Here is a 19,838-nt window from a genome sequence, read left to right as displayed (position 1 = left end):
GCGCTGCGGTGTGCGTCGCCCGGGGGCTGCCGCCCCCGGACCCTCGCTTCGGCCCTGAACGGGCCTCGTCCTCAAACGCCGGACGGGCTGATATGACTCAGCCCGGGATCAAGCCGTCATCGCTCAGCAGCTCCCGGACCTCCTCCAGCGTCGCGTCCGGCGACGGGAGGATCAGTTCCGACGGCTCCAGGGAGTCGTCGGGCAGGGGCTCGCCCAGTTCGCGGACCTTCTGGAGAAGGGCGTGGAGGGTCGCGCGGAAACCTGGGCCGTCGCCGTTCTCCATTTCCTCCAGGAGCACGTCGTCCAGCTTGTTCAGCTCGGTGAGGTGGCTGTCGGCCAGCCTCACCTGCCCCTCCCCCATGATCCGTACGATCATGTCGCCCTCCTCGGCGATGGGCCCGCCCCGTCTCCGGGGGACTACTGCTTGTCGAAGCGCGGGGTGTCCTGCGGCTGCTGCTGGGACTGCGACTGGGACTGGCCGTTGCCGCCCTCGATCGCCTGCTGCGACGAGGAACCTCCCGCCAGCTCCGCCTTCATGCGCTGCAGTTCCAGCTCTACATCCGTACCACCGGAGAGCCGGTCCAGCTCGGCCTGGATGTCGTCCTTGTGCATGCCGGACTGGTCGTCTAGGGCGCCCGAGGCCAGGAGTTCGTCGATGGCTCCGGCGCGTGCCTGGAGCTGTGCCGTCTTGTCCTCCGCGCGCTGGATCGCCAGGCCGACGTCGCCCATCTCCTCCGAGATGCCGGAGAAGGCCTCGCCGATGCGGGTCTGGGCCTGGGCGGCGGTGTAGGTGGCCTTGATCGTCTCCTTCTTGGTGCGGAAGGCGTCGACCTTCGCCTGCAGGCGCTGGGCCGCGAGGGTGAGCTTCTCCTCCTCGCCCTGCAGCGTCGCGTGCTGCGTCTCCAGGTCCGTCACCTGCTGCTGGAGGGCGGCGCGGCGCGAGAGCGCTTCGCGGGCCAGGTCCTCACGGCCCAGCGCGAGCGCCTTGCGGCCCTGGTCCTCCAGCTTCGTCGACTGCTGCTGGAGCTGGTTGAGCTGGAGTTCCAGGCGCTTGCGCGAGGTGGCCACGTCGGCTACGCCGCGGCGGACCTTCTGGAGCAGCTCCAGCTGCTTCTGGTACGAGTAATCGAGGGTCTCGCGCGGGTCCTCGGCCCGGTCAAGGGCCTTGTTCGCCTTCGCGCGGAAGATCATCCCCATACGCTTCATGACACCGCTCATGGGCTTCGCGCGCCCCCTTCTGACGGACTCCACTCCAGCACCTGCGACAGAACCCACAGTACGGGCCCTGCATCCATTACCGCACTGTTCGGGGACGGATGCGCTCATCCCCAAGGACGACTGCGTACGCTCCCGCTCCGGCGTAAGGAGTAGGTGACTCCCGGGTGCCGGCCCGGTGCCGCCCACATGCCTTCCTCGTGGCCGTCGGAGGAACGGTCTGCAACGCCCCCTCTGTCCCCCTACGACGACTGGTGTTGCCGGATCGTTCCCCACGGGGCTGGGGTCCAACCGCCGGCACCCCGTACCCTTGGGTTTTGTGTTCCGTAGCCGTGCGAAGGAAGAGAAGGCCCAGTCCGCCGACAAGGCGCTGGTGACCGACTCCAATGAGACCCGTCACCCCGAGGCCCCGAAGGGCCGGCCCACGCCCAAGCGCAGCGCCGCCCAGTCGCAGCGTCGAAGCGTGGCCAACACATCGATGACGCGCAAGGACGCCGCCAAGCGGCAGCGCGAGGATCGCCGTGCCGCCCTTGCGAAGCAGCGTCAGGCGCTGGCCGGGGGCGACGAGCGGTATCTGCCGGCCCGTGACAAGGGTCCGGTCCGCAAGTTCGCGCGTGACTTCATCGACTCGCGCTTCAACATCGCGGAGTTCTTCCTGCCGATGGCCGTGGTCATCCTGGTGCTGAGCATGGTCCAGGTGCCCGCGCTGCAGAACATCGCGCTGCTGCTGTGGCTGATCGTGATCGTGCTGATCGTGCTGGACTCGGCCGTCACCGGCTTCCGTCTGAAGAAGCGGCTCGCCGAGCGCTTCCCCGACGAAAACAAGCGCGGCGCCGTCGCCTACGCGCTGATGCGCTCCCTGCAGATGCGCCGGCTCCGGCTGCCGAAGCCTCAGGTCAAGCGCGGAGAGCGGCCCTGAGCGCAACTGCCTTTTCCGGGGGTGCGGCGGATGCGTGGCTCGACAAGTTGGGCGGGCTGCGTGATGTCGTACGACAGGAGCTGGTGGGCCGCCAGCTCGACGAGCAGATAGCCGGGCGGTTCCCCGTCGGGCAGCGGTTGCGGGTGCTCGACGTGGGGATGGGCCAGGGCACGCAGGCGCTGCGCCTGGCCAGGGCCGGGCACCAGGTGACCGGCGTGGAGCAGGACCCGAAGATGATCGCCACGGCCCGTGAGGAGCTCGCCGGTGAACCGGAGGGGATCCGGGAGCGGGTGCGGATCGTCCAGGGCGACGGTCGGGACACCGGCGTCCACTTTCTGCCGGGCAGCTTCGACGTCGTGCTCTGCCATGGCGTGCTGATGTACATCGACGAGCCCGATCCGCTGCTCGCCGGGCTGGCCCGGATGCTCGCCCCGGGGGGGCTGCTGTCGCTGCTCGTCCGCAACGGCGACGCGCTCGCCATGCGGTCGGGGCTGGCCGGGGACTGGCCCGGCGCACTGACCGCCTTCGACACGACCGCCTACCGGAACCGGCTGGGCCTGGACGTCCGGGCCGACCGCCTGGCCGACCTGACGTCGACACTCGCGGGCATCGGGGCACCGCTGCACGCCTGGTACGGAGTGCGCGTCTTCACCGACACGGCCGCCGACGGGGCGCAGACCCCACCGGACGTGGAGACCTTGCTGGCGGTCGAGGAACGGGCCGGCAAGACGGACCCCTACCGAAGCGTGGCGGCACTGCTGCACCTGTGCGGGGTCCGCGGCTGAGCCGGCCGGGGGCCGGTCTCTGAGGACGTGAGCGTGACGCCGGAGGCGCCACCCCTTCGTGTCTCGGGGAGGGTGCCCCGTCCGGGCGCGTGACGGAGTGGGCCGGCGCCGACTGCTGCCTGACGGCGCCCACGACCCCGAGACGGGACCGGCCGCCTCCCGGAATCGGCCCGGCGCAAGCTGGTGCCCGACCGCGTCCACCACGCCGAGGTGGACCCGCGGCCTCCCGGAAGCCCCCTCGCCCGAGACCGGGACCCTCGCGTCAGCTCGTTCGGGTGCACAGCGCAGGCCGGGTTCTTGGCGCGCGGGGAGACTCGGGGCATGGATGCTCGGCGTTCCCGTACCGCGCGGCTCGGTCTTCCGGTTGTCGGGCTCTGCTGTTGTCTCGGGGTGTTCTCAGGTTGTTCCGGCTCGTCGTCCTCGGGCGGGCGGGAGGGCTCGACCAGGCAGGCCGCGCAGGCCGCCGTTCCGAAGGCGCCGACGGCGACCGAGGATCTGCAGGACGGCTATCTGAAGGTGATCAAGGACGTCCTGCCGTCGGTCGTGCAGATCCGGGCCAGGAACGATCTCGGATCGGGTGTGGTCTACGACGACCAGGGACACATCGTCACCAACGCACACGTCGTCGGGGACGAGAAGACCTTCCGCGTGACGATCGCGAACCGCGAGGACGAGGTCACCGCGCAGCTCGTCTCCTCGTACCCGCAGCAGGACCTCGCCGTCATCAAGCTGGACGACATGCCGGACGGGCTGAAGGCGGCGACGCTCGGGGACTCCGCCGAGGTCGAGGTCGGACAGATCGTGCTGGCCATGGGCTCACCGCTGGGGCTGTCGTCCAGCGTGACGCAGGGCATCGTCTCGGCGACCGGACGGACCGTCACCGAGGGCAGCGACAACGGCGGTACGGGCGCCACGATCGCCAACATGGTGCAGACGTCGGCCGCCATCAACCCCGGCAACAGCGGCGGCGCCCTGGTGAACCTCGACGGCCGGGTCATCGGCATCCCGACCCTCGCCGCCACCGACCCCGGCCTCGGGGACAGCGCCGCACCCGGCATCGGGTTCGCCATCCCGGCGTCGACGGTGCAGACGATCGCCGACCAGATCATCAAGGACGGCAGGGTCACCGACTCGGGCCGGGCGGCGCTCGGCATCACGGCCCGTACGGTCGTGAACGACGACTACCAGGCCGCCGGCGTAGCCGTCGTCAAGGTGCAGACGGGCGGGGCGGCCGACAAGGCCGGTCTGGCACCGGGGGACATCATCACCCGGCTGGGCGACACGGACATCACCACCATCACCTCGCTGTCCGAGACACTCGCCGCCGCCAAGCCGGGCGAGCGGACGAAGGTGACGTACACCCGCAACGGCAGTAAGAAGACGGTGGATGTGACGCTGGGTGAGCAGTGACGGGGATGGGCGAGGGCCACAACGCCCTCGCCCCCGTGAGCGTTACGCGTCGGCGTGCAGGCTCATCGGCCCGTAGATCTCCGTGGAGTCCTCGAGCAGCCGTACCTGGTCCGCACCGCCTTCGAGCAGTGCCTTCCAGTGCTCCCCGATCCACGACTCGGCGTCCCCCTGGGTGGTGAACTCCTCGGGCTGCACCGCGGGTTGGACCTCCGCCCCGTCGGCCTTCTCGAACCGCCACGTCCATGCCGCCATGTACGCCTCCAAGGTGTCGGCACGTGCAGAGTAGGAGCCTGATCAAGGTCCGGCTCCTGTCCTGAGCCTAGCCGGATGCGCGAGACCTGCGCCGACACGCGAAAATCGGTTCTGTGGAACTCACTCTGCTCGGCACCGGTGCCCCCGCGGGACTCCCCCGCCCCGACTGTCCGTGCGCGGCTTGTGCGAGCGCGCTCGGGGATGACGCGCGGGCGGCGACCGCGTTGCTCGTGGACGGGGCCCTGCTGCTCGATCTGACGCCCGGGGCGGCGTTCGCGGCGGCACGGGCGGGGCGTTCGCTGGGGAATGTGCGGCAGGTGCTGCTGTCGCATCCGCACAACGGGCCCGCCGTCGAGGTGCCCGCCGGGGTGCCGCAGCCGGGGCGGGTGCCGGACGGGCGGGAGTTGGCGCTGCTGACGGGGCATCGGGTGCGGGCGGTGGCGATGGACCACCCGGGCACGGGGTACGCGGTGACCGGCCCGGACGGACAGCGGCTGCTGTATCTGCCGCCGGGGGGTGCACCGGCCGGGCTGGGGAACGGGGCCGTCGGGATGTACGACATGGTGGTCGCCGATGTCGTGGGGCGCCCGGACGCGCTGGCCAAGCTGCGGGCGGTGGGTGCCGTCGGGCCGACGACGGATGTCATCGCCGTACATCTGGATCACGACGTGCCGCCGGGTGCCGAGTTGCGGCGGCGGCTGGCGGCGGCGGGGGCGCGGGCGGTGCCGGACGGGACGACGCTGGAGGTGGGGGCGTACGAGGACGTGCCGGACGTGCCGCGGCGGACCCTGGTGCTGGGCGGCGCCCGGTCCGGGAAGTCGGTGGAGGCGGAGCGGCGGCTGGAGGCCTTCCCGGATGTGCTGTACGTGGCGACCGGCGGCACCCGGAGCGGCGACAACGAGTGGGCGGCGCGGGTCTCCGTGCACCGGGAGCGGCGGCCGGGGTCGTGGCGTACGGCCGAGACGTGCGACCTGGTGCCGCTGCTGGCCGCGGACGGGCCGCCGCTGCTCATCGACTGTCTGTCCCTGTGGCTGACGGACGCCATGGACGCCGTCGGGGCGTGGGACGACGCGGTGTGGGCGGAGGGCGGGGAAAAGGCACTGCGGGAGCGGGTGCAGGAGTTGACGCGGGCCGTGCGGGCCACCCGGCGGACCGTGGTCGCCGTGTCGAACGAGGTGGGATCGGGGATCGTGCCGGCGACGGCGTCGGGGCGGCGCTACCGCGACGAGTTGGGACGGCTGAACGCCGCGTTCGCCGGGGAGTGCGAGCAGGTGCTGCTGGTGGTGGCCGGGCAGGCGTTGGTGCTACGCGGCTGAGGGCGGTGGGGTCGGCCGCACGATCGGCAGTGTGGCCGGTGGTGCGGTCGGCTGGGCGGTCGGCTCCTTGCGGGCGATGACCCGGTAGGTGTTCGACAGGCGGGTGCGGCGCACCACGGGGGCCAGGAGGTGATCGAGCGCCCAGGCCACGCCGACCAGGGGGGCACTCGCGCGGGACAGGGACGCGGGCAGCAGGTGCGTCAGCACCCGTGAGGTGAAGGCCGCGAAGTCGTACGGGATGTGCGTGCCGCGGCGGTCCGCCGAGAGCACGGTGCAGCCCAGGGCCTGGAGCTCCTCGCGGAGGGTTTTCAGGGGCAGCAGGTGCAGGTGGCCCGGGCGGCTGTGCGGGATCCACCACCTGCCGAGCAGCAGGGCGAACACGCCCCTCGGGTTGGGCAGTTCGAGGAGGAGGTGGCCGCCCGGGCGCAGGACCGCGAGAGCGGCGCGCAGTTCCCTGCGGGGGTCCTGGGCGTGTTCCAGGTGGCGGAACATGCTGACGATGTCGTAGCGGGCGCGCAGCCGGGCCGTGATGCGGGGGTCCGTGAGGTGGCCGACGTGGGCCTCCTCCACCCGCTCGGCGACGCGGGCGTCCAGGACGCGGTGGGTCAGGTCGAGGCCGTCGAACGCCGTGTACGGGAAGAGTTCCTTCGCCACGTCCGGGAAGCGGGCGTATCCCGTGCCGACGTCCAGCCAGCTCTCCGGCTCGGGGAAGTCCAGCGCCACGCGGGCCGCGGCTCTCAGGTGGCGGTACGGCAGCCGCGTGAGCCGCAGGTGGCGGGGGGCGTAGGTGTGCTCCCGGCATCTGGCGAGGGTGAACGCACAGTCGGCGCGGTGCCGTTCGGAGGGGGCGGTCGCGGTCATGGGCGGCTCCCGGGCGCGAGGGCGTACGCGGGGGCGTACGGCGGAGGCGGACGGCGGGTGGTGCGAGCATGCCCCGACAATCCACGGCAAAACGGAACGTATGGGATGGCGATCTTGGGTGCAACGACGTCGCTCGGATGGGGTGGGGACGTGGCGGAGCCCGAGGAGGCCATGTGGCGCCGTTCTGTTCGACCGGTGCCGGTACTGTTCGGCGAATGAGCTCGCTTAATCTCGACGACTTCACTGATCTGATCGAGCGCCCCGACGGAGGGGTGCGCCGTGACGCGGAGGCGCGACGTGAGCGTCAGATCGTGCCGCCCGGAGCGCTGGGCCGCCTCGACGAACTGGGTGAGTGGCTGGCGGCCGCGCAGTCCGCGGTGCCGGTGCGGCCGATCGAACAGCCGAGGGTCGTGCTGTTCGCCGGTGACCACGGCGTGGCCGAGCTCGGCGTGTCGGCGCGGGCGGCGGGCAGCGCCGGGGAGTTGGTGCGGGAGATCCTCGAGGGCGGCCGGCCCGTGTCGGTGCTCGCGCGGCGGGCCGGGGTTCCGGTGCGGATCGTCGACATGGCCCTGGACTGCGACCCGGAGTCGCTGCCGGAGGCGGTCGTACGGCATCGGGTGCGGCGCGGCAGCGGCCGTATCGACGTCGAGGACGCGCTCACGGTCGAGGAGGCCGAGGCCGCCTTCCGGGCCGGGGTGGCGGTGGCCGACGAGGAGGCCGATTCCGGGACGGACCTGGTGGTGCTCGGCGATGTGAGCGTCGGCGGGACCACGGCGGCGGGGGTGCTGGTCGCCGCGCTCTGCGGGACCGACGCGTCCGTCGTCACCGGGCGGGGCGGACTGGCCATCGACGACCTGATGTGGATGCGCAAGTGCGCGGCGATCCGGGACGCCCTGCGCCGGGCCCGGCCCGTGCTCGGGGACCAGCTGCAGCTGCTCGCGACCGTGGGCGGGGCCGATCTCGCGGCGATCACCGGGTTCCTGCTGCAGAGCGCGGTGCGGAAGATGCCGGTCGTGCTGGACGGGGTGGTCGTCGCCGCCTGCGCCCTGGTGGGACAGCGGATCGCGTTCCGGGCGCCGGACTGGTGGCTGGCCGCGCACAACAGCAGGGAGCCCGGCCAGGCCAAGGCGCTGGACCGGATGGCCCTGGAGCCCCTGCTCGACCAGGGCGTGCAGGTCGGAGAGGGCGCCGGGGGCATGCTGGCCCTGCCGATGGTGCAGGCCGCGGCGGCGCTCGCGGCGGAGCTGCCGGAGCAGCCGGAGAAGCCGCAGGATTCGCGGGATTCCGAGGATTCGGAGGCGGCAGACGGATCGGGGACGACGGAACCGGCGGAGACCGAGTAGGAGCCGGAGTCGCGGCAGCGGCGAGAAGCCCGGAACGAAAAGGGCGATTCATCTACGAGTGGACATATGATCCCCACTCGTGAGAGCTGACACCCTCGGCCGCTGGGCCCGTGCCGAGTGGGGAGCCCTCTGTCTCGCCGCGCGCCGGACCCTGGCCGAGCGGCGGTGGCGGGCCGTGCCGATGACTCTCGGGGCCGTGTGTCTGACTGGGGTCGTGCAGTTCGTGCAGAACCGGTCCTGGGGCTATCAGCTCGTGCAGAACCTCGGCGGCGTACGCGCCGAGGACCCGCTGTGGCTTGCGCTGCTGCGGACGCCGCTGTCCCTGTTCGTGCCGGCCCTCGACCTGCCGGTGTGGGGTGCGCTCGCGCAGATCCTGCTGGTGTTCGGGATCGCCGAGCTCTGCCTGGGCTGGTGGCGGACCCTCGTCATCGCCTACGTCGCGACCCTCGCCGGCACCCTCTACGCGCGCGTGGGCATCGCGCTCGGCCCCGGCCACCCGATCGGCCTGCCCGCCTCGGACGCACACGTCGTGGACACGGGACCGTCGGCCGCGGTGGTGGGCCTCGCGGTGTTCCTGGGCTGGCGCTACGGCGCGTATGTCACGGCCGGTGTGGTGATCGCGGCCATGGTGGTCGAGGTGGTGCTGGAGGACAACCTCGCCGGGAAGGAGCACCTCGCGGCCATCGCGGCCATCGCGGCCGTCCTGCTGCTGTGCGCGCTGGTGGCCGTGCGTCAGCGGCGCTCCAGGGCCCGCGGGGGCTCCACGTCGGGGGCGCCGCCGATCCAGTCCTGAAGCTTGCGGCTGGGGCCCGCCCAGCGCCGGTCGTGGTGGTAGGCCCGCAGTTGGGCCTTGGCGCGGGCGCGCGGGCGGCGGCGGTAGAAGCGTTTCGCCCAGGGGGACGTGGGGCGGGCCAGGCGGATGGCGCCGAACAGGGCGATGAAGGGGATGACCACCCCGAAGATCGCGATCCGTGCCTTGCCCTTGGCGAGGGCGATCAGGGCGAGGAGGAAGTTCCCGGCGATGGTGGTGAGCACCGTCCCGCGGCCCTGCGTCTCGTCGTCGGTCATGTCGTTCACCCCGAAGGGCGCGTAGCCGAGGAGGAGCAGGCCGACCACGGCGGCGGTGAGTACGACCACCTCGACGCTCTTGCGGCCGTCCTCGGTCCAGTAGACGTCGTCCAGATGCAGGATCAGCGCGAACTCGTCCATGACCAGGCCCGCGCCGATCCCGAACACCACGGCCGCCGTGGCCGAGCCGAAGCCGTGCTGACCGCCGGCGACCGCGCAGAAGCCGCCGATGATCGTGAGGACGATGCCGGGAACGACATGGTGGATGTGGACGGAGCCGGTCTCGATGTTGCGGAAGGGTCCCTTGCCCGCGCGGATGAGGCGGGTGATGACGCGGGTGACGAGGAACGTGACCACGAAGGCCGTCAGAGCCAGGAGCAGGGGGAGCTTGCCCGGTTCGATGATGTTGCGCTGCCACCAGTCACCCATGGTTTCAGTGTGTCCGGGACAGGGGTGGGCCGCCTGGCGGGGACGACGTCCGGGCTAGTCTGCGGGCGTGTCCATGACCCCTCCGCCCCTGCACGGCCTGCGTTTCGCCTTCGGCACCCTGAGCGTGCTCCCCGTCAGGGTGAGCCGCTGGGACCGGGAAGCGGCGCGCGGCGGCATGCTGTGCGCCCCGCTCGTCGGGGTGGTCCTCGGCTGCGGTGCCGCCGTGGCGGCGCTTGTGCTGCTGTTCCTCGGCGCCGGGCCCTTCCTCGCCGGCGTTGCCGGAGCAGCCGTCCCCGCCGTCCTCACCCGGGGGCTGCATCTCGACGGTCTCGCCGACACCGCCGACGGCCTCGGCAGCGGCAAGCCCGCCGAGGACGCGCTGCGGATCATGAAGCAGTCGGACATCGGGCCGTTCGGGGTCATCACGCTCGTTTTCGTGCTGCTGGCGCAGGTGGCCGCGCTGGCGCAGCTGTACGACGACTCGTGGACCCGCGGCGCCCTCGCCACCGTCGTCTCGGCCGTCGCCGCCCGCCTCGCGCTCACCCTCGCCGCCCGCACCGGTGTGCCCGCCGCCCGGCCCGAGGGGCTGGGTGCCGCGGTTGCCAGTGTCGTTCCCGTACGGGGCGCGGTGGCCGTGGCCCTGGCCGTGACCAGCGCCGCCGCAGCAGCTGGGACGCTGCTCGGGACGGACGACATCGCGCGCACCGCCCTCGCGGTCCTCGCCGCGCTCGCCGCCGCCGAACTGCTCCTGCGGCACTGCACCCGCCGCTTCGGCGGCGTCACCGGTGATGTCTTCGGTGGGCTCGCGGAGACGGCGGCGACGACGGCGCTCGTCGTGCTGTCCCTGGGCTGACGCCCCCCGTCACCGAGCGGGCGCCAGCCCGTGCGGCAACGTGCCCCACGGATGATCGCCCACGCCCGGCACCGCACAGTGCACGGCGGCCCCGCGGGCGCGCGCCGGCTCCGTCAGGTCGACGCCCGCCGGGACGCCGTACACCAGGTGGCACAGCCGCACTCCGGTGGCGCCCCGCCACGGCTGCGGGCCGAGCCGGGTGTACGACGCCCAGGGCCCCTCGAAGGTGACCAGGAGGTCGGCGATCCTGGCGTACGACGGGTGCGGTGCCGTGCCGTGGTTCAGGGCGAGCGTGCCGCAGCCGGCACCCCAGGCTGCCGTCGCGAGCCGCTGGTAGTGGCCGAACTCCGCCTGACGGGCGGCGACCTGGTCGAGGAAGACGCCATCCGCGCGGTACCAGTCGCGGTGACGGGTGATGTCGCGTACGACGTCGGCGTGCGGCCTGCGGCCGTAGTCGGTGTCGGCGTAGCCGAGCACCCGTACGTCCACCGCCCGCAGACGGGCCGCGACCTCGGCGAACGCCGGGTCGGGCGCGTCGCCGGGGCCGCTGGCCGGGTTCAGTACGACCCCGTAGAGGCGGGGCGCGGCGGCGATGATCGCGTCCCATTCGGCGGGGCGGACGGACGGGTGCTCGTAGTAGGGGATCAGCAGGTCGGTCATCGGTGAGCGGTCACTCTCCCCAACAGGGCGCAGACCAGGGCAGCCTGGGCCACCGCGGCCGTCCCGTGGACGATCAGGGCGACCCAGTGCGGATTGCCGGTGTGCGTCACCACGGCGGCCGTCTGGGCGAGGGCAGCCGCACAGCAGATCGCCGCCGCGCCGGCCACCGCGCCGAAGGACTGGAGCAGCAGGGCCGTCCACAGGACAACGCCCAGCAGGAGCAGGCCGGCGAGGCGTACACCGGCGAGGCCCGAGGTGTGCGGCCACAGGGCCGAGGTGGCGAGGCTGAGCGCGAGCAGGGTGACCAGGTAGGCGGCGAGGCACTCCACGACCGTGAGCACCGTCGTCCGCCGGAACGCCCTCGGTGTGCTGCTGGAGCGCAGGCCCGCCAGGCTGCCGCTGCGGAAGCGGTACAGCAGCCATTCGGCGGGGCCCATGCTGAGGGTGAGGGCGACTGCGGCGGGGGCGCTGCGCTGCTCGCCGGTGAGGATGTCGCCGAGGGCGGTGTGGAGGACCAGGACGCCGGTGGCCAGGCCGAAGAGGGCGTATGGGAGGGATGCGGAGAGGCGGGGCCCCACTGTCGTGCGTCGGCTGCGGCTTCGTCGTGGCTGGTCGCGCCCACGCGGCGGTAGCCGCACATCGGATTCGGCCCCGCGCCCCTTGAGGGGCGCTACCTCTCGTAGGCCCAGGACGGCGACCACGGCAAGCGAGCCCAGCAGAAGGACGAGCCGTGCGGGCTCCGGCACCGGATGCGCAAACGACAGCACCGCTCCCGCCGTCATCGGCAACAACGCGGCCAGCAGGGCCCGTTCGCGGCCCAGCACCAGGAGGGCGGTGGCCGCGCCCAGATAGACCGACTGGCCGGCTGCGAAGGCGACGGCGGCCGGGTGTGCGGCGCCCGCAACGATCAGGGTTACCAGGGCGCCGAGCAACGCGCCCACCGGGGCACCCAGGAGCAGGGCGCGGCGGGCGGCGCCGCGGTCGCCCAACCCCAGCCAGGAGTACGCCCGATGCGCGAGCCCCTGGTTCCACGTCCAGCCGACCAAGGCGCCGGCCAGCAGCGGGACCGTGCCCGCGGGGAGGCCGAAGTCGTCGTGCGGGCCGGCGAGCAGCGGGGCGCCGAGGACGTAGCCGAAGCCGGGGAGGGCGAAGACGACGCCGCGCAGGAGGCAGCCGAGCAGGCCCGACTGCCAGGGGTCGTGGACCGGGCTGTCCGGCTCCGGGTAGCGGCGCTCGACCCGCTCGTACAGCTCCTCGGCGAGGGCGAAGGAGTTCTTGACGCCGTAGCGCTCGCGTATCTGGTCGTCCGAGAGGCCGTCGGACTCCAGGAGCGCGGCGATCTCGTCGGGGTGGACGGCGGCGGCTATGAAGTCGTCCAGGCGGGCGGCGAGTTCGTCGATGGGGTCGGGCCGGGCCCAGCTGGGCCGGTCGCGCTGGCGCGGGACGGCGGGCAGGGTGTCGGAGCGGGAGCCGGGCGGCATCCAGAGGCTGCCGCTCACCAGCCGGTTCCGTCCGTCGCGACCTTCTCGTACCAGGGGTCGCGCAGTTCGAGGGTCCAGTCGGCGACCGTCTCCAACGTGGGCTCGTACACCTCGGGGCTGCCCGCGAGCTCCTGGTAGATCGTCCGGAAGTTGTCCACGGAGCGGCGCAGGGTGAAGCGGTCGATCACGCGCTGCCGTGCCAACTCGCCCAGTTGCAGGCGCCGTTCGTCGTCCCGGAGGAGGGTGAGGGCGGCGGCCGCCATCTTCTCCGGCTCGCGGGGTGGGACGACGAGTCCCGTGTCGCCGACGGCCTCGCGCACTCCCCCGACGTCCGTGGAGACGGTCGTACGGCCGCAGGACATGGCCTCGATGATGGAGAACGGAAAGCCCTCGGAGATGGACGACAGCATCACGAGGTGCCCGGCCGCGTAGGCGCGCCAGACCTCGGTGATGCGGCCCTCGAAGGTCAGGGCGTCCGTGACGCCGAGTTCGGCGGCGAGCTTCTCCAGCTTGGTGCGGTAGGCCTCGCCGCCGGGCGGGACCGGGCCGAACAGCCGCAGGCGGGTCTCCGGGAGCTCGGCGCGGACCATGGCGTAGGCCCGCAGCAGCGTCTCCAGGTCCTTGATGGGGTCGACGCGGCCGCACCAGGTGAGGGTGGGGACCTCGGGCTCGGGGCCGGCGTGCGGGAAGGCGTGCGGGTCGACGCCGTTGTAGACGGTACGGATCTTGTCGGCGTCGGCGCCGCCGCGCTCCTCCCAACGGCGGTTGTACTGGTTGCACGGGGTGATCAGGTCGGCCGTGCGGTAGCCGAGCGAGTTCAGCTCGCGGTAGAAGCCGAGCATGAACGCCTTCACGGGCCAGCGCTGGGCGTCGCTGCGGTAGCCGAGGTAGCGCTCGCGCAGATAGATGCCGTGCTCGGTGAGGAGGAAGGGCACGCCGTCCAGCCTGCGGGCGGCGAGGGCCGGAAGGGTGGCGAATCCGCTGCTCACCGCATGGGCGACCGAGTCCTCGGGGATGCGGACCCCGAGGGGGCGCAGGGCGTGTTCGAGCAGGTCGGTCGCGGTCAGGGCGTCGTGGACGGTGGGGCGGGCCGCCGCGGTCGACAGATGCGGCATCGTCCATATCCACATCAGCGAGCGCAGCGCGGATTCCGTGCGCAGGGCCGCCGACAGGCGCCCGTCGCGGGCGAGTTCGGCCAGCTCGTCGAGGGCTTCACCGAAGTCGCAGTGGGCCTCGGGGTCGAGGAAGGAGAGCAGGAAGCGCTCGTAGGAGTCGGTGAAGCGGCGCCGGGCCCGGCCGTACGGCGGTCGCTTGTGCCCCGGACGCGGGCCCCAGGTCGGTACGGAGGTGTGCCGGTAGACGTTGGGCGGCAGCTCCCAGGTGACGGGTTCCCGGCCGGTCCCGGTCAGCGACACGATGTGGAAGTCGACCTCCGGCATGCCCTTGACGAGCTGGTCGCACCAGGTGCTGACGCCGCCGTGGACATGCGGATAGGTGCCTTCGGTGAGCATGGTGACATGACGGCCATGGCGCATCACGCGCGTTCCCCCCTGTGGAACAAGTTGGTGCCTCGGCCCGGAAGCGCACCCCGGCAGGTCGGTCGTGAGATGGCCGGGGTGCGCCTCAGGTCCGGCTGAGCAGCGCTACGGCAGCCTGAGCTTGAGAGCGGTCTGCAGCAGCCCCGGCGTGGTCCACGCCGAGCGCTCTCCCGCGTACGGCGTCCCGAACGCGGTGGTGCCGATGAGGAGTTGCTTGACGGTCCCCTGCGGTGCGGTCACCGGGATCTGGGTCCCGGACGGGGCGGTGACGGTGACCGTGTCGCCGATGCGGTACGCCGTCACGGAGCCCTTCGCGAGAGCGGACTGCCAGGCGGCGCGGCGCTGCAGCTCCGTGCCGATGGCGCTCTGCGCGAGGTTCTCCACCGGGGTGTTGTCGGCGAAGAGCGCCCGGTAGTCGGCGAGCACCTTGTCCAGGACCGGGTACAGCGTCCGGTCCTCGGCCAGGTTGGACTGGTGGGCGTAGTGCGGGCGCGGGTCGTTGCTGATCGCGTGCCCGAGGGCGGTGCGTGCCTCCAGCGGGACGATGTAGTCGTCATAGCCGGTGGCCGTGTCCAGCGGTTCGTCCAGGCAGGTGGAGGCGGGGTTGTTCTCGCAGATGCCGCTGCCGCCGTCCGCGGCGGAGGTGTAGATCCAGTTGTACTCGTCGGCCATCTCCTCCTCGGTACCGACGTTGTAGTACACGTTCATCGGGTGCCGGGGCACGGTCAGCGCGGCACCGACCGGACGCTGGGCGGGGTCACGGGAGTTGTCCGAGGCGATCCACTTGACGCCGTTGTCGGCGAGGGCGCGGGCGAGGTTGGGGTTGTCGTCGGGCTGCTGCGGCAGGGTCTTCAGGCCCGAGTGCTCGCCGGTCACGAGTTCCGTGCGGTCGAGCGGGAGTCCCTTGGTGACGCCCCAGTTGTGGTTGTCCCTGATCTGCGCCGAGATGTCCGCGCGGCTCATGTACCGCGTCGAGCCGTCGGCGTTCTTGGCACAGCTCCACGGCACGGTCGAGGTGTCCTGGACGCAGCCGAGGAACGGGTGGGTGTAGGTGTGGTTGATCCAGCGGTACTGCGCCTTGTCGGCGAGCAGTTGGGTCGCGAGGGGGTCCGTGCCGCCGTTCTCGCTCTTCCACTCCTCGCCGGAGCCGGCGTTGTAGACCATGTCCAGCTTGAAGCCGCGCTCGCGCTGCCACTGTGCCGCGCGGACCGCGTCCTCGGCCGTCATACGGATCGGCGGGGTCTCCTCGCCGCCACCGCCCACGCAGTCGATGTCACCGGGCGTGCAGTTGCGCTCGGTGTCCCAGCGGGCGTCGGGCGCGAAGACGTCGTCGACGTGCACCGCGAAGTAGTTGCGGGCCTGACCGAGGTGGACTCCCTGGGTCAGCCATTCGACGATGCCGCGGGCCAGGACGCGGAACTGCTGCTGGTACTGGTTGTACGCGAAGGTCACGACCAGTTGCCGGCGCCCGTCGTCGGTGTACTCGCCGACCAGGCTGCCGCGCCCGGAGCCGCCCGGCACGGGAACGTCGACGTAGCTGGTGAAGCCGGCGCGGGGCCGGGCGACGAAGCCGTAACTCTCCAGTACGGACGGGTCGTTGTCCTCGAACGCGAAGGCGCCGTCGAGATAGCCGAAGTACCCCGACTTCCCCTGGGCCGTGACCGAGGCCTGCTGTCCGTCGAGGCTGCCCGCGAAGCCGCCCTCGCTGGTGTAGTCGAGGCCGACGCCAGGGTGGGCCCAGGTGTAGGCGTCGACCTGCGGGATGCCGTAGGTCCGCTCGTAGCTCTCCAGCGCGGTCTGCTCCGCCGAACCCTCACCGAAGGGGGCCTCGTTGGGCAGGACGACGCCCTGGAACTTGGCGCGGGGCGTGCCGCCCACCGTGTCGCTGAGGAACGCTGCGGTGACGGTCGGGCGGTCGGCGTCGGTCAGGTCGACGGTGGTGTACGGAATGCCGGTGCTCTTGAGCTGGGCGGTGATGGCCTGGACAGGCGCGTCACCGTTGTCCACGACCAGCACCCTGAGATCGATGCGCGGCTCCCCCGCAGCCGCGGCGCCGGGTACCCCCAGACCCAGCGACAGCAGACCGGCGGCCCCCAGAACGGCGGCCGTGTTTCTCCATCTGTGCGCACTCTGCGCCATTGATCGTTCCTTCCCCCCAGAAGATCCCCTTGTGGCCGGTTGCGGTGAATCGGCGGAGGATCCGTGGAAATCATGCAAAGCGGCGAGCTGACAGCTCACCGGAACCAGACGAGTGTGACTCAGCTCACCGGTCCCGAGAATCAAGAAATGGCCGCGACGCCACCGACAGGTGAACGTCCGAAGGAATGAGCGAACGCTCACACGAGCGTAGGCTCGTGCAGAGTGTTCGCCGTACCGGGGAAGGCCCCGCTGATACCGCACCCATAGGTGGTAACTAGGGTCGGCCGTCGGGCCCGGTCGACCCACACCATTCGGCCACTGCAACTTCACATCGGAAGCGAGATTTCACCACCGTGACTGCTCTCACTCTCAGCACCGCCGCGGCGCCCGGCCTGCGCGCCGACGCGATCGTGATCGGTGTCGCCAAGGGCTCTGGTTCCAAGGTCGCGGGACCGGTCGTCGCACCGGGCGCCGAGGCCGTGGACAAGGCGTACGGCGGCAAGCTCGCCGGCGTCCTGGAGACCCTCGGTGCCACCGGTGCCGAGGGCGAGGTGACGAAGCTCCCCGCGCCCGCCGGCTTCAAGTCCCCCCTCGTGGTGGCGGTCGGCCTGGGTGCCGCGCCCGAGAAGGACGCCGACTACGACGGCGAGGCGCTGCGCAAGGCCGCCGGCGTCGCCGCCCGCGCCCTCGCCGGCTCCAAGAAGGCCGCGTTCGCGCTGCCGCTGAACGACGCCGCCGACATCGGCGCCGTCGCCGAGGGCGTGCTGCTCGGGGCGTACGCCTTCGACGCGTACAAGGACAACGGCAAGAGCGACCGGGACAAGAAGAACGGCAAGGGTCCCCTCGCCGAGGCCGCGCTGCTCGGTGGCAAGTCCCGCGACAAGGAGCACAAGGCGGCGATCGAGCGCGCCACCGCCGTCGTCGAGGAGCTCAACCGCGCCCGCGACCTGGTCAACACCCCGCCCAACGACCTCAACCCCGAGTCCTTCGCCGCGGTCGCATCGGCGGCGGCCAAGGAGCACGGCATCAAGGTGCAGGTGCTCGACGAGAAGGCGCTGGCCAAGGGCGGCTACGGCGGCATCCTCGGCGTCGGCTCCGGATCGGCGGCCGGACCGCGGCTGGTGAAGCTGTCGTACACGCACTCCAAGGCCGACAAGCACCTCGCGCTCGTCGGCAAGGGCATCACCTACGACTCGGGCGGCATCTCGCTGAAGCCGGCCGGGCACAACGAGACGATGAAGTGCGACATGAGCGGCGCGGCCGCCGTGTTCGCCGCCGTCGTCGCAGCAGCGCGTCTCGGGCTGCGGGTGAACATCACCGGCTGGCTGGCGCTCGCCGAGAACATGCCGTCGGGGTCCGCCGTGCGTCCCGGTGACGTGCTGCACATGCTCAGCGGCAAGACCGTCGAGGTGCTCAACACGGACGCCGAGGGCCGACTGGTGCTCGCCGACGCGCTGTGGGCGGCCTCGCAGGAGAAGCCGGACGCGATCGTGGACGTGGCGACGCTGACCGGAGCGATGGTGCTGGCGCTGGGCAACCGGACGTTCGGCGTCATGGGCAACGACGACGCGTTCCGCACCGCGATCGTCGAGGCGGCCGAGGAGGTCGGTGAGGCGTCCTGGCCGATGCCGCTGCCGGAGCACCTGCGCAAGGGGATGGACTCCCCCACCGCCGACATCGCCAACATGGGTGAGCGCATGGGCGGCGGGCTGGTCGCCGGGCTCTTCCTGCGCGAGTTCGTCGGCGAGGGCATCACCTGGGCGCACATCGACATCGCCGGTCCCGCGTTCAACGAGGGCGGGCCCTTCGGATACACGCCGAAGGGTGGTACGGGGTCCGCGGTGCGGACGCTGGTCCGGCTCGCCGAGCTGACGGCGGCCGGGGACCTGGGCTGACGTTGTCATGAGTGAGGGGGCTCCGCGCGCGGGTAGGGCGGAGCCCCCTCTTCCATGCCCTCCGCCATGCCCGCTCAACTGAACGTGGGACGTCTCACACACCGGCCCGGCGTCTCGTTCGGTGTGGACAAGTGCGAAGATGGGGCTCGGCAGGACAGGGCCCCACCACAGGGCCGAAGAAAGAGCGGCCGGACACCAGCCGCCGACCGGTCACCGCTGACCGGCGTAGGCGCACATGCATGGAGGACGTGACGTGGCGAACGACGCCAGCACCGTTTTCGACCTAGTGATCCTCGGCGGTGGTAGTGGCGGTTACGCCGCAGCCCTGCGCGGGGCGCAGCTGGGCCTGGACGTCGCCCTGATCGAGAAGGACAAGGTCGGCGGCACCTGCCTGCACCGGGGTTGCATCCCCACCAAGGCCCTGCTGCACGCGGGCGAGATCGCCGACCAGGCTCGTGAGAGCGAGCAGTTCGGTGTGAAGGCCAGCTTCGAGGGCATCGACATCGCCGGTGTCCACAAGTACAAGGACGGCGTGATCTCCGGGCTCTACAAGGGCCTCCAGGGTCTCGTCGCCTCCCGCAAGGTGACATACATCGAGGGTGAGGGCCGACTGTCCTCCCCCACCTCGGTCGACGTGAACGGTCAGCGCGTCCAGGGCCGCCACGTCCTGCTGGCGACCGGCTCCGTGCCGAAGTCGCTGCCGGGCCTGGAGATCGACGGCAACCGGATCATCTCCTCCGACCACGCCCTCGTCCTGGACCGCGTCCCGAAGTCGGCGATCGTCCTCGGCGGCGGCGTCATCGGCGTCGAGTTCGCCTCCGCCTGGAAGTCCTTCGGTACGGACGTCACCGTCATCGAGGGCCTGAAGCACCTCGTCCCGGTCGAGGACGAGAACAGCTCGAAGCTTCTTGAGCGCGCGTTCCGCAAGCGCGGCATCAAGTTCAACCTGGGCACCTTCTTCTCGAAGGCCGAGTACACCGCCGACGGCGTCAAGGTCACCCTCGCCGACGGCAAGGAGTTCGAGGCCGAGGTCCTGCTGGTCGCCGTCGGCCGCGGCCCGGTCTCCGCCGGTCTCGGTTACGAGGAGCAGGGCGTCGCCATGGACCGCGGCTACGTCCTCGTCGACGAGTACATGCGCACCAACGTGCCCACCATCTCCGCCGTCGGTGACCTCGTCCCGACCCTCCAGCTCGCGCACGTCGGCTTCGCCGAGGGCATCCTGGTGGCGGAGCGTCTGGCCGGTCTGAAGACCGTTCCGATCGACTACGACGGTGTCCCGCGGGTGACGTACTGCCACCCGGAGGTCGCCTCCGTCGGCATCACCGAGGCCAAGGCCAAGGAGATCTACGGCGCGGACAAGGTCGTCGCTCTGAAGTACAACCTCGCGGGCAACGGCAAGAGCAAGATCCTCAACACCGCGGGCGAGATCAAGCTCGTCCAGGTCAAGGACGGCGCCGTGGTCGGCGTCCACATGGTCGGCGACCGCATGGGCGAGCAGGTCGGCGAAGCCCAGCTGATCTACAACTGGGAGGCGCTGCCCGCCGAGGTCGCCCAGCTCATCCACGCCCACCCGACGCAGAACGAGGCGCTCGGCGAGGCCCACCTGGCCCTGGCCGGCAAGCCGCTGCACTCGCACGACTGACCCTCGGTCGACGAAGCGACGACTCAGACTTC

The 19,838-nt window shown here is 71.6% G+C and carries 18 protein-coding genes; 9 read left to right on the top strand and 9 right to left on the bottom strand.

Annotation, left to right across the window (positions count from 1 at the left end):
* Positions 1–97 precede the first annotated feature (97 nt).
* The gene (gene pspAA, locus OHT51_RS30730; RefSeq protein ID WP_328882156.1) at positions 98–376 is read right to left on the bottom strand and encodes a PspA-associated protein PspAA; all 279 of its coding nucleotides are present in this window, start codon (positions 374–376) and stop codon (positions 98–100) included.
* A gap of 41 nt (positions 377–417) precedes the next feature.
* A complete protein-coding gene (locus OHT51_RS30725; protein WP_328882155.1) occupies positions 418–1,206 on the bottom strand; it encodes a PspA/IM30 family protein in 789 nt (262 codons plus the stop codon).
* Between the two features lie 229 nt (positions 1,207–1,435).
* Here OHT51_RS30725 and OHT51_RS30720 point away from each other — a divergent pair, with 229 nt between their 5' ends.
* The 3 genes from OHT51_RS30720 (at position 1,436) to OHT51_RS30710 (ending at position 4,329) form a co-directional block, all read left to right on the top strand.
* The gene (locus OHT51_RS30720; RefSeq protein ID WP_443052740.1) at positions 1,436–2,134 is read left to right on the top strand and encodes a DUF3043 domain-containing protein; all 699 of its coding nucleotides are present in this window, start codon (positions 1,436–1,438) and stop codon (positions 2,132–2,134) included.
* An 83-nt stretch (positions 2,135–2,217) separates the two neighbouring features.
* Positions 2,218–2,919: a class I SAM-dependent methyltransferase gene (locus OHT51_RS30715; RefSeq protein WP_328884499.1), complete on the top strand. Its 702-nt coding sequence runs from the start codon at positions 2,218–2,220 to the stop codon at positions 2,917–2,919.
* A 321-nt stretch (positions 2,920–3,240) separates the two neighbouring features.
* Entirely contained in the window at positions 3,241–4,329 is a 1,089-nt protein-coding gene (locus OHT51_RS30710; protein ID WP_328882154.1) for a S1C family serine protease, read from the top strand.
* Positions 4,330–4,371: 42 nt separating this feature from the next.
* On the opposite strand, the gene OHT51_RS30705 is transcribed toward OHT51_RS30710, so the two are convergent.
* Positions 4,372–4,581, bottom strand: coding sequence for a hypothetical protein (locus tag OHT51_RS30705; RefSeq protein ID WP_328882153.1), 210 nt, complete (start codon positions 4,579–4,581; stop codon positions 4,372–4,374).
* A 113-nt stretch (positions 4,582–4,694) separates the two neighbouring features.
* Between OHT51_RS30705 and OHT51_RS30700 the strand changes: the two genes are divergently transcribed.
* A complete protein-coding gene (locus OHT51_RS30700) occupies positions 4,695–5,897 on the top strand; it encodes a bifunctional adenosylcobinamide kinase/adenosylcobinamide-phosphate guanylyltransferase (RefSeq protein ID WP_328882152.1) in 1,203 nt (400 codons plus the stop codon).
* On the opposite strand, the gene OHT51_RS30695 is transcribed toward OHT51_RS30700, so the two are convergent.
* On the bottom strand, positions 5,886–6,758 hold the full coding sequence (locus OHT51_RS30695) for a class I SAM-dependent methyltransferase (RefSeq protein WP_328882151.1): 873 nt from the start codon (positions 6,756–6,758) through the stop codon (positions 5,886–5,888). The two genes, OHT51_RS30700 and OHT51_RS30695, sit on opposite strands and share 12 nt — an antisense overlap.
* A gap of 215 nt (positions 6,759–6,973) precedes the next feature.
* Between OHT51_RS30695 and cobT the strand changes: the two genes are divergently transcribed.
* Together cobT and OHT51_RS30685 are read left to right on the top strand one after the other, a co-directional pair.
* A complete protein-coding gene (gene cobT, locus OHT51_RS30690) occupies positions 6,974–8,101 on the top strand; it encodes a nicotinate-nucleotide--dimethylbenzimidazole phosphoribosyltransferase (protein WP_328882150.1) in 1,128 nt (375 codons plus the stop codon).
* Positions 8,102–8,180: 79 nt separating this feature from the next.
* Positions 8,181–8,894 (top strand): hypothetical protein, encoded by a 714-nt coding sequence (locus tag OHT51_RS30685; protein WP_328882149.1) that lies wholly within the window; start codon positions 8,181–8,183, stop codon positions 8,892–8,894.
* On the opposite strand, the gene OHT51_RS30680 is transcribed toward OHT51_RS30685, so the two are convergent.
* A complete protein-coding gene (locus OHT51_RS30680; RefSeq protein WP_328882148.1) occupies positions 8,834–9,598 on the bottom strand; it encodes a hypothetical protein in 765 nt (254 codons plus the stop codon). The two genes, OHT51_RS30685 and OHT51_RS30680, sit on opposite strands and share 61 nt — an antisense overlap.
* A gap of 73 nt (positions 9,599–9,671) precedes the next feature.
* Between OHT51_RS30680 and OHT51_RS30675 the strand changes: the two genes are divergently transcribed.
* Positions 9,672–10,451: an adenosylcobinamide-GDP ribazoletransferase gene (locus tag OHT51_RS30675; protein WP_328884498.1), complete on the top strand. Its 780-nt coding sequence runs from the start codon at positions 9,672–9,674 to the stop codon at positions 10,449–10,451.
* 9 nt (positions 10,452–10,460) lie between these two features.
* On the opposite strand, the gene OHT51_RS30670 is transcribed toward OHT51_RS30675, so the two are convergent.
* The 4 genes from OHT51_RS30670 to OHT51_RS30655 all read right to left on the bottom strand — a co-directional run bounded on the left by OHT51_RS30670 (position 10,461) and on the right by OHT51_RS30655 (position 16,269).
* Positions 10,461–11,111 carry a spherulation-specific family 4 protein gene (locus OHT51_RS30670; RefSeq protein WP_328882147.1) on the bottom strand — a complete coding sequence of 217 codons (651 nt, stop codon included), beginning with the start codon at positions 11,109–11,111 and terminating at the stop codon, positions 10,461–10,463.
* Positions 11,108–12,610, bottom strand: coding sequence for a hypothetical protein (locus OHT51_RS30665; RefSeq protein ID WP_328882146.1), 1,503 nt, complete (start codon positions 12,608–12,610; stop codon positions 11,108–11,110). Before OHT51_RS30665 ends, OHT51_RS30670 begins: the two co-directional genes overlap by 4 nt.
* Positions 12,607–14,127 (bottom strand): GT4 family glycosyltransferase PelF, encoded by a 1,521-nt coding sequence (pelF, locus tag OHT51_RS30660; RefSeq protein ID WP_328882145.1) that lies wholly within the window; start codon positions 14,125–14,127, stop codon positions 12,607–12,609. The genes OHT51_RS30665 and pelF overlap by 4 nt, the downstream gene beginning before the upstream one ends.
* A 108-nt stretch (positions 14,128–14,235) precedes the next feature.
* Complete coding sequence (locus tag OHT51_RS30655; protein WP_328882144.1) at positions 14,236–16,269, bottom strand: hypothetical protein; 2,034 nt, start codon at positions 16,267–16,269, stop codon at positions 14,236–14,238.
* 353 nt (positions 16,270–16,622) lie between these two features.
* On the opposite strand from OHT51_RS30655, the gene OHT51_RS30650 reads away from it, so the two are divergent.
* Both OHT51_RS30650 and lpdA read left to right on the top strand, forming a co-directional pair.
* A complete protein-coding gene (locus tag OHT51_RS30650; protein ID WP_328882143.1) occupies positions 16,623–18,164 on the top strand; it encodes a leucyl aminopeptidase in 1,542 nt (513 codons plus the stop codon).
* 253 nt (positions 18,165–18,417) lie between these two features.
* Positions 18,418–19,806 (top strand): dihydrolipoyl dehydrogenase, encoded by a 1,389-nt coding sequence (lpdA, locus tag OHT51_RS30645; protein ID WP_328882142.1) that lies wholly within the window; start codon positions 18,418–18,420, stop codon positions 19,804–19,806.
* The last annotated feature ends 32 nt before the right edge of the window (positions 19,807–19,838 follow it).

This window comes from Streptomyces sp. NBC_00299 (genome assembly GCF_036173045.1).
GTDB classification, from domain to species: Bacteria; Actinomycetota; Actinomycetes; order Streptomycetales; family Streptomycetaceae; genus Streptomyces; species Streptomyces machairae.
Note: the sequence above shows the minus strand (reverse complement) of the source record. Positions and strands in the feature narration are given on the sequence as shown.